This is a genomic window from Photobacterium kishitanii (genome assembly GCF_003026355.1).
Taxonomy (GTDB): Bacteria; Pseudomonadota; Gammaproteobacteria; order Enterobacterales; family Vibrionaceae; genus Photobacterium; species Photobacterium kishitanii.
Window position 1 is genome coordinate 114,262 of sequence record NZ_PYON01000010.1, and the last position, 12,022, is coordinate 126,283.

Here is a 12,022-nt window from a genome sequence, read left to right on the forward strand (position 1 = left end):
GCTATTTATAAAAAGATAACTACAATAGCGGCAAATTTTCGCCACTTTAATCTCTGCCAGTGTTGATTTGGTTCTGAGTAACAGCAATCACAGAGCATCGCCAACCACACAATCATTCGCCCACTCAGCGCGAATAATGGATTCCAGAGAGTCGGTTAGGATCATCTATGACCCAGCATCACACTAACGCAACGCCAAAAAACTCTGATCTTATTTATCGCTTAGATGATAGACCACCACTACCACAAACCTTATTTGCAGCGACCCAACATTTATTGGCAATGTTTGTCGCGGTAATTACGCCATCACTGATTATTTGCCAATCACTGGGCTTACCCGCAAGTGATACTAATACCATTGTCAGTATGTCACTACTGGCATCTGGCATCGCTTCATTTATCCAAATTAGAACCTTTGGTCCAATTGGCTCAGGCTTACTGTCTATTCAAGGCACCAGTTTTAACTTCTTAGGCCCAATTATTGGTGCAGGCTTAGCCCTCAAAGCTGGCGGTGCTGATATTCAAACCATGATGGCGGCTATTTTTGGCACCATTATTTTTGCCGCTTTCACAGAAGTGTTTATTTCCCGTATTTTGCAACATGCGCAACGTATTATTACTCCACTAGTGTCAGGAATTGTGGTGACATTAATCGGTTTGACCTTAATTCAAATTGGCCTGACATCCATTGGTGGTGGCTATAGTGCCATTGCCGACGGTAGCTTTGGCAGCCTCGATAATTTGCTGCTTGCAGGTACTGTATTAGGGTTTATTGTATTGCTTAACCGCGTTAAAAATCCTTATTTACGAGTATCATCAATTGTTATCGCCATGGCAGCAGGTACATTGCTAGCATGGTTGCTAGGGATGCTAAATACCGACATTGCCCGCTCTAATGCATTAATTGCGATTCCGATGCCTATGCAATATGGGCTGAGTTTTGATTGGGGCTTATTAGTGCCATTAATGATAGTGTTTGCTGTGACCTCATTGGAAGCTATTGGCGATATTACTGCGACCTCTGAGACCTCCGAACAACCCGTCAAAGGGCCGTTATACATGAAGCGCATTAAGGGGGGCGTGTTAGCAGATGGGCTTAACTCTGCAATGGCGGCAGTATTTAATAGCTTTCCCAACTCAACCTTTAGTCAAAACAACGGCATCATCCAACTAACAGGGGTTGCCAGCCGTTACATCGGTTATTTTGTGGCGGGTATGCTGGTGCTATTAGGCTTATTTCCTGATGTGGCAAATTTAGTACAGCTGATCCCTGAACCGGTATTAGGTGGCGCAACGATTGTCATGTTTGGCACCATTGCAGCTTCAGGTATTCGAATTATTTCTCGCTGTCATCTCGACCGCCGTGCAATTTTAATCATGGCACTGTCTTTTTCTATGGGTTTAGGCATTGCGCAAAAGCCAGAGATTCTGCAGTTCTTACCTGAGATTGTGAAAAGTATTTTATCTTCAGGCATGGCGGCCGGTGGTATCACTGCCATTTTATTAAATATCATTTTACCTGACGATAATGCAGCTGAACACGACCTAATTGATGATGCAAAGGTCGCTGAACACTAATTATTACGCCAATTAAAAAAGCCCGCCTCAAATGAGAGCGGGCTTTTTATTAGACGTTTTTTAAGCGTGCGCTTAAACCATTACTGTTTTAGTTTATGTAATGGCAAACTAATCTCAACTCTCAGGCCACCTTCACTGCGATTACGCACCGAAATTGCCCCTTCATTTTGATCAATAATTCGCTTCACAATCGCCAACCCAAGTCCTGTACCTTCGGTTTCATTACCTCGTGCAGAATCACCGCGAGTAAGAGGTTGAAACATCTTCGTGACTTGATCCGGTGCAATACCTGGACCATCATCCTCAACACAAAACCATGCTGATTTACGATCAACCGATGCGCCACTGGATAATTTAACCCAGCCATTACCGTAACGTTGAGCATTAATCACCAAGTTGGCAACGGCGCGTTTAAGTGCCACAGCATTGGCTAACACTGTACCTGGAATCGGAGTGAATTGCTGTTCAATAACGTTGCCATAACTACCTTCAGTATGGGCGACATCTTCTAACAACAGATTAAGATCAATATCTTCTACATCTTGTTTTTTAGTCGATTTTAAATAATCCATAAACTGACTAATAATCGCGTTACATTCTTCAGTATCAATGATCATTGAATCGGCTAAATAACTATCTTCAGGCGACATCATTTCAGTGGCTAATCGAATTCGCGTTAATGGGGTACGTAAATCATGACTGACTCCCGCCATTAATAAAGCCCGATCATCTTCAAGCTGCTTGATACCTTGTGACATTTGATTAAATGCCTTGGTAACCGATCGAATCTCAGACGCCCCTTGTTCCGGTAACTGTGGTGGTGTTTCACCGCGTCCAACCTGCAAAGCCGCTTGTTCCAGCTCAACCAAAGGCCGATTTTGAATGCGAATAAACAGCCAACCGCCTGCAATCACTAAAAAAGCAATAATTAAGCTATAACGAAATAATGGTGCAAAGTCATCTTCTTGCAGTTCTGATAACGGAATCCGCATTAGAAAGTTTGGCATCGCATCGGTTTTCATCCATAGCACGTAACTATGAGCGCCAAGCAATAACCGCACGTCTGTTGGTGAATGTAATTCACGCGACATTTCCTCACTCAAATAACTAATATGAGTGGCATCATTAAATTCTTCGGCTCCGGGAGAATTAGGAGCATGTAAGGTCACGCCTAACTCTTCAAGCAACTTACGTCGAATAGGTCGATTAAGATAAATAGTTTGGCCATCGGCCATTTTAATATCTTCTTTCAACATCAACTTTACTTCGTAAGCTAAAATTCGATTAAACTGCTGAATACTTGGAAGAAGCGCGTAGTTCACTATTGTTAGATACGAAAAAATCTGGCTTGCGATTAACAAGCCAGCTAACAAGATCAGTGTTCGCGCAAAGGTACTTTTGGGCGATAACCGCATGACTTATGACTCACGACCATCGGGTACGAATACATAACCTAAACCCCATACCGTTTGAATATAACGCGGGCGACTAGGATCTTCTTCTACCATACGGCGTAAGCGTGAAATCTGCACATCAATTGAACGTTCCATGGCTGAATATTCGCGGCCACGAGCCATATTCATTAGCTTGTCACGAGACATTGGTTCACGCGCATTGGTAACTAATGCTTTTAATACCGCAAACTCACCGGATGTTAGTGGCATAGGGGCATCACCACGGAACATTTCACGAGTACCAAGATTTAGACGGAATTCACCAAACTCAATCACTTTACTAGAAACACTCGGTGCACCCGGTGCTTCAATCGTTTGACGGCGTAATACCGCTCGAATACGCGCTAATAATTCGCGAGGATTAAACGGTTTTGGCAAATAGTCATCGGCGCCAACTTCAAGACCAACAATACGATCAACTTCATCGCCTTTGGCTGTTAGCATTAAAATAGGCAGCATGTTGTTAGCATTACGTAAGCGACGGCAGATAGACAAACCATCTTCACCAGGTAACATTAAATCCAATACCATCAGGTGAAAAGTTTCACGTGCAAGTAAACGATCCATTTGCTCGCCATTAGCAACACTACGTACCTGAAATCCTTGCTCAGAAAGATAACGCTCCAGCAACGCACGTAAACGCATGTCGTCATCGACCACTAATATCTTATAATTTTCCTGCATTTTTCACCTTCATCGATCACGATAGCGTATTGTTACTAAGTGTACGCGAGTCGTAAAAACTAACGCTTAATTTGACTGTGAACGCCCTTTTCTAAATAGCCATTGGATAAAAATATCGCCAATTTACTACATCGAAATGATCGTTATCATCACCGCCGACATTGATTGTAGGGTAGCAATAATCACAACACACAATAATCACTGCAAGCTATAAATTATACCATGCTAATTACTATCATGATTATGTTATTAAGATTCCAACAACATTCACCAACCACCCTTTCAGTATGCCTTTATAGCATGGCGCTTCATATCTGAACACCACTTTACCTGAGAGATTAATTTACCACGCGAACAAGATTACATTTCACATATTTTGCTATATTTTACCATTAATTCCCTTGGTGAATATCGACCCACTCTATCGTCGCAATTTAGCGGGATGCTACTTTCTATTTTGTGCTGGCAATGATAGAACAATGCCAAACCTATCGTTCGAGAATAATGATGAGAACCAATTTAATTACCCGTGAAGGTTTTAATAAATTAGAACAAGAATTAAATTATTTATGGCGTGAAGAGCGTCCAGAAGTCACCAAGAAAGTCACCTGGGCAGCAAGTTTAGGTGACCGCAGTGAAAACGCAGATTATCAGTATAATAAGAAACGGTTGCGTGAAATTGATCGGCGGGTACGCTTTTTACGTAAACGGTTAGAAGCCGTTAAAGTCATTGATTATTCACCACAACAAGCTGGCAAAGTCTTCTTCGGGGCTTGGGTCGAAATTGAAAATGACGCGGGTGAGCAAAAAACGTTTCGAATCGTTGGCCCTGATGAAATTTATGGTCGTAACGATTACATCTCAATCGACTCCCCAATGGCGCGGGCTTTATTGAGCAAACAAGTAGATGATGAGGCTATAGTGACGACTCCACTAGGTAAAAAAATGTGGTTTATTAATAATATTCGTTACCACGACTAAACAATTTATCATGTCTAAACCAGCATCTCGACCAACAAAAATCAATGGGTTAGATATGGCCTAACACACTCTTCACCGCGGCTGACTTGCCAGACCAAGATTCGGCCGTAGAATGGAAGCTTAACGATCAACAAGAGATATCAACGGATGAGCAACGCTATCAACCAACAGATCGCCACCGAACTGAATGTGCGCACGGAACAAGTGAATGCGGCAGTCACCCTTCTTGATGACGGTAATACGGTGCCCTTTATTGCCCGTTACCGTAAAGAAGTCACTGGCGAACTGGATGACACCCAACTACGTAATTTAGAGTCACGCTTAGGCTACCTGCGTGAACTCGATAGCCGCCGTCAGGTGATTCTAAAATCAATCACAGACCAAGGTAAACTGACCCCAGCATTGGCCGCTGAAATTAATAGTGCTGACAGTAAAACCCGCCTTGAAGATCTCTACCTGCCTTATAAACAAAAACGCCGCACTAAAGGTCAAATTGCGATCGAAGCAGGGATTGAACCATTGGCTGAATTGTTATGGAGCCAACCCCAACATACGCCAGAGCTTGCTGCAGAGCAATATCTTAACCCTGAGCAAGGTTTTGCCGATAGCAAAGCGGTGCTTGATGGTGCACGAGCAATTCTAATGGAGCGTTTTGCAGAAGATGCAGCGTTACTAGAAAAAATCCGCCGTCAATTAAATACTCATGCTGAACTCACCTCACGCATCATTGAAGGCAAGGAGCATGACGGCGCAAAGTTTAAAGATTACTTTGACTATAATGAGCCAGTAAAAAACATTCCCTCCCATCGTGCATTAGCCTTATTCCGTGGTCGAAATGAAGGCTTTCTACAACTATCACTTAATGCTGATCCTAATAAGGATGAAGTAGTCCGTAGCTCATATTGTGAAGTCATTATTGCTGAACATTATAACGTTAGCTTAGGAACCCAAGCCGCTGACACATGGCGCAAGCAAGTAATAAGTTGGGCATGGCGTATTAAAATTTTAATGCACATGGAAACCGAGCTAATGGGTATTTTACGTGAAAAAGCCGAAGACGGTGCGATTCAAGTTTTTGCCGATAATCTGCATGATTTATTAATGGCTGCCCCTGCAGGACCACGAGTAACGCTCGCACTAGATCCCGGCTTACGCACCGGTAGTAAGATTGCCGTCGTTGATGAAACCGGCAAGGTACTAGATACCGCGACTATCTACCCTCACCAACCACACAACAAAATTGCCGAATCAACCAAAACTGTTGTAGCACTGATTAACAAGCATAACGTTAATCTAATTGCGATTGGTAATGGCACTGCTTCACGTGAAACAGATGCGTTTGTGGCTAAACTTATCAAAGACAATCAGCTTAAAGTACAGAGCGTAATGGTCAGTGAAGCTGGTGCATCAGTTTACTCAGCATCAGAACTGGCAGCGAAAGAATTTCCAAACCTTGATGTATCTATTCGTGGTGCGGTTTCCATTGGGCGTCGCTTGCAAGACCCATTGGCAGAGCTAGTTAAAATCGATCCAAAATCAATCGGTGTTGGCCAATACCAACATGATGTTAGCCAAAGCATGCTCGCTAAACGCTTGGATGTCGTCGTCGAAGACTGTGTAAACGCCGTTGGCGTAGATGTTAATACCGCTTCAGCCGCCTTACTAACGCGCGTTGCTGGGTTAAACACCACTATTGCGCACAACATTGTAAATTATCGTGATGAAAATGGCCGCTTTGATGCTCGCACTGCACTGAAGAAAGTGCCGCGTTTAGGGCCAAAAGCGTTTGAACAATGTGCCGGATTCTTACGGATCATGAATGGTAAAAACCCACTTGATGGCTCTGCTGTTCACCCTGAATCTTATGCGGTAGTTAAAGCTATCTCTACAGCAAACAACAAGCCAATTGATGCCATTATTGGTAACAGTGACTTTTTGCGTAACCTTAAAGCGGTTGATTATACCGATGCGCATTTTGGTTTACCGACAGTTAGTGACATCATTAGCGAGCTAGATAAACCAGGTCGAGATCCTCGGCCAGAATTTAAAACTGCGACCTTTGCTGACGGTGTTAATGAAGTAAAAGATTTAATACCGGGCATGGTATTAGAAGGCGTGATCACTAACGTGACCAACTTCGGTGCTTTTGTTGATGTCGGTGTTCATCAAGATGGCTTGATCCATATCTCTGCCCTGTCTGATAAATTCATTTCAGACCCTCGTGAAGTCGTTAAAGCTGGAGATGTGGTAAAAGTTAAAGTGATGGAAGTTGATATTCAGCGGAAACGTATTGCAATGACGATGCGTTTAAGTGATGAGCCAGGCCAAGAAAAACCTAGTCGTCAATCAACCAACTCAGCAACACCTCGTCAGCAACCGTCACATCAACAAACTCGTCAAAATAGCACCCCTGCACCGCAAAAAAACACCCCACCCATGGGGGGGCTTTTGCCGCTGCATTTGCCAATGCTAAGAAAAAATAATCATTAGTAATCGGGTTATAAAGATCAACAGTCAGACTTCTGGTCTGACTGTTGCTTAAATAATTTCTAGATATTGGGCTGGCGGATTGGGTAATATTGCTTGCGCGTAATGATGACTCACCACCCCTTTAGTTCGCTCGCTAGCACTGATCAAAGCTAATTGCTCAAGCAGTTGACGTGGTAATTCAATGTGCATCGAATAACCTAATTCGTGCTCAGGAGTGACGTAATTATCAAGCGATAATACGCGTACTATTTGTGCAAGTTGCTGTTGATAACTCTCAAAAAATTTAGCTTTTGATTGACTATACTCAGGGTGCTCACTCGGATCCCAACTGGGCTTATTACGTTGTTTCTCCTCTGCAGTAAGAGCATTTTCCGCAGCGGCGGCACGACTTTCAACAACAGGCACAATCTTGTTTCGAACACGATTATCCCGCGCAACTTGATCTGTCAATGGATTCATCGTTGTCGCAAATACTGCAGTATTTGATTGTAATGGAGCAATCACCATCATTAAAACCCGCTGTTGCTATACCCAAATAGCGTTATAACGCCCTACTCACTATATCGACCACCAGCTACAATTATTTACCTAAAACTGCGGTTATTAATCCAACCCAAAATAACTCAACCAATAAAATCAGTCACCACTGCAATAAAATCATCTAAGTGAGAAATAAACGGCGCATGGGATGCATTGGTAAAAACATAACTCTGTGATTGTGGATATAACGTACTTAATAGCGGCTCTGTTTTAATCGGTACTAATGCATCCAAGCGGCCATATACACGTAACCATGGTTGAGATAATGCAGCCAATGACGGTCGTAAATCGACATTTTCTAATAACTCTAACCCTAGTGTTAATGCTGCCAATTGAGGTTGTGACCTTGATAATACTGCTGCCTTTAATTGTCGAATATCCTCTTTAGCAGTCTTACTTCCCAAAGCTTGTAATGCCAAAAAACGTTCAATCGTCACTGCAAAATCAGCGACTAATTGAGTTTGAAAATGAGTCAATACCTGCGGTTGAATCCCTGTCCAATCAGTGCGAGACATAAAACATGGCGAGCTCGCAACCGTAATTAACTGTGTCACCCGCTGTGGCGCAACCAAAGCGACTTTAGTTGCAATAACCCCACCTAATGACCATCCGAGCCAGCTAGCGGCTGCCGGAGCTTGAGCTAATAACAGCTCTACGATGTCATCCAATGACATCGCAGTAACATTAGCGTTATCACCATAACCTGGAAGATCACACCAGTGAACACAATAGTTCTCACTCAGCATTGGGATCACATCTTGCCACACTCCCGCATTCATTCCCCATCCATGAATGAGAACCAGATCCGGTCCTTGGCCTTCACTATGCCAATTAAGCTGTGGTGTCATTTATGCTTCCTCTCATCAATTCTTCATGAGTAATAATGATGCCAAACAAAGTGCTATCATGGCGAGATAATTTATACCATCAACTGCTGTTTCGACATTGCTCGCTATGCCAACTTCCCTTGACTCAAATCGAACGCTATTGGTGCAACCACTGTATAACCAACTTTCCAACGCCCCCTTATTGCCAACATTGCGGTACCACCACACTGAGTACTGTCGCTCATTGCGGTCGTTGCTTAAGTAAACCACCGCGATGGCAGCGCCTCTATCGTTTAGGCGAATATCGCCCCCCTTTACAACAACTGGTACATCAGCTTAAGTTCTACGGTAAATTTTGGTTAGCTCAACCACTGGCACAACAACTAGCACGTCAAATTACCCAACCGGCACCACTATTATTGCCGGTTCCTTTACATTGGCGACGTTACTGCCAACGGGGTTTTAATCAAAGTCATCAACTCGCCTTAGCATTAGCTACGATTTTTAATAGCCGTGTTAATCATTCTGCTTTTCAACGTCTACGTCATACTCCCTCTCAACAACAATTAACGAAGACTCAACGGCGTCACAATCTTCAGCAGGCTTTTGCATTACGTCAATGTGCCCTACCAGACCATGTGGCAATTATTGACGATGTCGTCACTACCGGCGCAACCGTAAATCAATTAACTCAACTATTGATTCACCACGGTGTTAAACATGTTGATATCTATACGCTATGCCATACTGAACAATCACTTAATTAATATTGAACAAAAAAGACGCGCATTAATTAATAAAACGTGGTCAAATAAAAAATGTCGCTTTAGAGATGCGACAATGACTCACAAAGAGTAGAATGAATAAAACTTACTAAATAAGTCAGGTATTACATCGTGTCCATGATCACTATTACTGAAAGCGCTCAGCAGCACTTCGGCAAACTTCTTGCCCAGCAGCCTGAGGGTACTAATATCCGTGTTTTTGTTGTAAACCCAGGCACTCAAAGTGCTGAATGTGGCGTATCCTACTGCCCACCAGAAGCGGTTGAAGCAAGTGATACGGAAATGAAACTTGAGCTATTTTCTGCTTTTATCGACGAATTAAGTCTTCCTTTCCTTGATGATGCTGAAATTGATTTTGTCACTGATAAAATGGGTTCACAGCTAACATTAAAAGCACCTAACGCTAAAGTGCGTAAAGTGGCTGATGATGCATCATTGATTGAACGTGTTGATTACGTACTTCAAACTCAGATTAACCCACAACTTGCAGGCCATGGCGGTAATGTATCCCTGTCTGAAATCACTGAAGATGGCGTTGCTATTCTACAATTCGGTGGTGGTTGTAACGGTTGTTCAATGGTTGATGTGACGCTAAAAGAAGGCATTGAGAAAGAGCTATTAGCCCAATTTGAAGGCGAATTAACCGGTGCTCGTGATATTACTGATCACGCCCGTGGCGATCACTCTTACTATTAAGTATTGCGAGCCATTAGTACAAATAGCAAAAAGCCGCATTCTAATGCGGCTTTTTTATTATGGTTCGCTTATGAATGAACAACGGTAATAGTTACCCGTCGTTTACCCCAATTCTTAGCTGCTCTAACATCTTTACCCATATAGATATCAATTTTGCGACTCCAGCGATGATGCATTTTATCAAGCACAACATATTCGCCAGGTAAGCCTGAAATCTTCACTTTAGAGCCTCGCTTTAAACCCATTTTAAGTAAGTCACGAGAAACTGCGATAGCTTTCATCCCTGGTTTTAAACGATCTCCCCAGGCTGCAATATTTGGACTAGAATCTGTTTGCGCTCGAACTGAATTATATGCTGTTGCTGTTACATTCAATTTTTTAAAACTGCTGGCATAACTATGAACACTGAAGGTTAAACTCAGTACCAACAATAAATAACCAATAATCTTGTTTGTCATTCGCACCACCTGGATAAGAAGTGAACGCATTTAAGCAAATCACAATCATGATTGAAAGTGTTTTTGTACAAAAAATCATCAATAACATTCAGTGTAATGATAAGTAGTTGTTTATTAAGTGTGCGGTAAAAATATATTTTTTCGCCATTGAGAAATAAAGATCAGCGCTAATATTCCCCCTCGCAAAGCCATAAAACCAATCATTGCCGCCCACAAAGCATGATTGCCATAACTGCTCATCAGCCACCAAATAACAAAAAATCCGCTGGTTGCTAAGAACATACTATTACGCATATCTTTGCCTCGCGTGGCACCAATAAACACCCCATCTAACAAAAAACACCACATCGCTACTAAAGGCACCGCGGTTAACCATGGTAGATAAATATCAGCTTGTTGTTGCACTGCTGGTATGTCTGAAATGATCCCAATAATCTGGGTGCCAAAGAAAGCAAATATTGCAGTCAAAGCTAGCGCAATCAATAAACTCCAAAACGTTGTACCCACTAAATAACGTTCTAATTGACCTTTATTTCTCGCACCAACGGCTTTCCCCACTAACGCTTCCATCGCATAAGCAAAGCCATCCATCGCATAAGATACCAGCATTAAGAAGCTCATTAAGACGGCATTAGCCGCGACCACATTATCGCCTAAATGTGCTCCTTGAAAGGTCATAAAGGTAAATGTCGCTTGTAAACATAAACTGCGTAAAAATATATCGCGATTAAGCTTAAGTAGCCGTCCTATACCATGACGTACACTGCTCAATTTTTGTTTTAACGGTGGTAAACCTAACTGTAGCCATTGTTGAGCCACAAACCATAATCCCAGCAGCATACCGCTGTAATCGGCAATCACTGACGCTGCAGCTGCACCTTGTACTTTCCAACCAAGACCGAGGACAAATATCAAATCAAGCGCTATATTGACGACATTAGTCACAATTAATAACCACATCGGTAATTTTGCGTTTTGCATCCCGAGTAACCAACCCATGATCACAAAATTGGCTAAAGCCGCAGGTGCCCCCCAAATACGGATTGAGAAATATTGCGCTGCGTACAGTTTTACTTCATTACCAGCGCTACTAAAGTGAAAAATAACTTGGCTCACAGGCTGATGTAGTGCGACTAACACTGCCCCAAATAGCCACGCTAATGCCATGCCTTGAACAAAAATAACAGCTTGAGCATCTTTATCAGCACTTCCTTGCGCTTGAGCTGTGATGCCAGTGGTTGCCATCCGTAAAAATCCGAGTAACCAAAAGGTCACATTAATCATGGTGCCGCCAACAGCTACGCCACCTAAATACCATGATTGATCTAGATGACCGATAACGGCAGCATCAACCAACCCCAGTAATGGCACCGTAATATTAGATAACACCATCGGCAGTGCTAACGCGAATACTTGATAATGTAGTGATTTATCTTTTAATGCGGCGAGCACACTTATCCCTTACCTAATGTATAAATAAGGCAACAGTTTACCATCAGAGGGAAAGACAATAGACTGATAGCTATAACA

At 42.7% G+C, this 12,022-nt stretch carries 11 protein-coding genes; 5 read left to right on the plus strand and 6 right to left on the minus strand.

Annotated elements, in window-relative coordinates; translation table 11 throughout:
- The first annotated feature begins 167 nt into the window (after positions 1 to 167).
- Positions 168 to 1,577, plus strand: a complete 1,410-nt coding sequence (locus C0W29_RS13055; RefSeq protein WP_045042387.1) for a uracil-xanthine permease family protein — start codon at positions 168 to 170, stop codon at positions 1,575 to 1,577.
- A gap of 80 nt (positions 1,578 to 1,657) precedes the next feature.
- Here the strand turns inward: C0W29_RS13055 and envZ are convergent, their stop codons facing one another.
- Together envZ and ompR are read right to left on the minus strand one after the other, a co-directional pair.
- Positions 1,658 to 2,992: a two-component system sensor histidine kinase EnvZ gene (envZ, locus tag C0W29_RS13060; RefSeq protein ID WP_036789313.1), complete on the minus strand. Its 1,335-nt coding sequence runs from the start codon at positions 2,990 to 2,992 to the stop codon at positions 1,658 to 1,660.
- 3 nt (positions 2,993 to 2,995) lie between these two features.
- Entirely contained in the window at positions 2,996 to 3,715 is a 720-nt protein-coding gene (ompR, locus tag C0W29_RS13065) for an osmolarity response regulator transcription factor OmpR (RefSeq protein WP_036789310.1), read from the minus strand.
- A 507-nt stretch (positions 3,716 to 4,222) separates the two neighbouring features.
- On the opposite strand from ompR, the gene greB reads away from it, so the two are divergent.
- Positions 4,223 to 4,696 carry a transcription elongation factor GreB gene (gene greB, locus C0W29_RS13070; protein WP_045045208.1) on the plus strand — a complete coding sequence of 158 codons (474 nt, stop codon included), beginning with the start codon at positions 4,223 to 4,225 and terminating at the stop codon, positions 4,694 to 4,696.
- 147 nt (positions 4,697 to 4,843) lie between these two features.
- The gene (locus C0W29_RS13075) at positions 4,844 to 7,186 is read left to right on the plus strand and encodes a Tex family protein (protein ID WP_166418989.1); all 2,343 of its coding nucleotides are present in this window, start codon (positions 4,844 to 4,846) and stop codon (positions 7,184 to 7,186) included.
- Positions 7,187 to 7,234: 48 nt separating this feature from the next.
- On the opposite strand, the gene C0W29_RS13080 is transcribed toward C0W29_RS13075, so the two are convergent.
- Positions 7,235 to 7,696 carry an ATP-dependent Lon protease gene (locus C0W29_RS13080; protein WP_235869021.1) on the minus strand — a complete coding sequence of 154 codons (462 nt, stop codon included), beginning with the start codon at positions 7,694 to 7,696 and terminating at the stop codon, positions 7,235 to 7,237.
- 113 nt (positions 7,697 to 7,809) lie between these two features.
- Positions 7,810 to 8,574: a pimeloyl-ACP methyl ester esterase BioH gene (bioH, locus tag C0W29_RS13085; RefSeq protein ID WP_045045209.1), complete on the minus strand. Its 765-nt coding sequence runs from the start codon at positions 8,572 to 8,574 to the stop codon at positions 7,810 to 7,812.
- A 35-nt stretch (positions 8,575 to 8,609) separates the two neighbouring features.
- Between bioH and C0W29_RS13090 the strand changes: the two genes are divergently transcribed.
- Positions 8,610 to 9,320: a ComF family protein gene (locus C0W29_RS13090; RefSeq protein ID WP_045045210.1), complete on the plus strand. Its 711-nt coding sequence runs from the start codon at positions 8,610 to 8,612 to the stop codon at positions 9,318 to 9,320.
- Positions 9,321 to 9,449: 129 nt separating this feature from the next.
- Positions 9,450 to 10,034: a Fe-S biogenesis protein NfuA gene (gene nfuA, locus C0W29_RS13095; RefSeq protein WP_107174181.1), complete on the plus strand. Its 585-nt coding sequence runs from the start codon at positions 9,450 to 9,452 to the stop codon at positions 10,032 to 10,034.
- A gap of 68 nt (positions 10,035 to 10,102) precedes the next feature.
- Here the strand turns inward: nfuA and C0W29_RS13100 are convergent, their stop codons facing one another.
- Both C0W29_RS13100 and dinF read right to left on the minus strand, forming a co-directional pair.
- Positions 10,103 to 10,492: a 3D domain-containing protein gene (locus C0W29_RS13100; protein ID WP_036789298.1), complete on the minus strand. Its 390-nt coding sequence runs from the start codon at positions 10,490 to 10,492 to the stop codon at positions 10,103 to 10,105.
- Positions 10,493 to 10,606: 114 nt separating this feature from the next.
- Positions 10,607 to 11,944 carry an MATE family efflux transporter DinF gene (gene dinF, locus C0W29_RS13105; RefSeq protein WP_045045211.1) on the minus strand — a complete coding sequence of 446 codons (1,338 nt, stop codon included), beginning with the start codon at positions 11,942 to 11,944 and terminating at the stop codon, positions 10,607 to 10,609.
- Positions 11,945 to 12,022 lie beyond the last annotated feature (78 nt).

Excerpts from the sequence above, each read along its gene's own strand:
- C0W29_RS13055 (WP_045042387.1), top strand. The coding sequence starts at position 168 with ATGACCCAGCATCACACTAACGCAACGCCAAAAAACTCTGATCTTATT.
- envZ (WP_036789313.1), bottom strand. The coding sequence starts at position 2,992 with ATGCGGTTATCGCCCAAAAGTACCTTTGCGCGAACACTGATCTTGTTA.
- ompR (WP_036789310.1), bottom strand. The coding sequence starts at position 3,715 with ATGCAGGAAAATTATAAGATATTAGTGGTCGATGACGACATGCGTTTA.
- greB (WP_045045208.1), top strand. The coding sequence starts at position 4,223 with ATGAGAACCAATTTAATTACCCGTGAAGGTTTTAATAAATTAGAACAA.
- C0W29_RS13075 (WP_166418989.1), top strand. The coding sequence starts at position 4,844 with ATGAGCAACGCTATCAACCAACAGATCGCCACCGAACTGAATGTGCGC.
- C0W29_RS13080 (WP_235869021.1), bottom strand. The coding sequence starts at position 7,696 with ATGATGGTGATTGCTCCATTACAATCAAATACTGCAGTATTTGCGACA.
- bioH (WP_045045209.1), bottom strand. The coding sequence starts at position 8,574 with ATGACACCACAGCTTAATTGGCATAGTGAAGGCCAAGGACCGGATCTG.
- C0W29_RS13090 (WP_045045210.1), top strand. The coding sequence starts at position 8,610 with ATGATGCCAAACAAAGTGCTATCATGGCGAGATAATTTATACCATCAA.
- C0W29_RS13100 (WP_036789298.1), bottom strand. The coding sequence starts at position 10,492 with ATGACAAACAAGATTATTGGTTATTTATTGTTGGTACTGAGTTTAACC.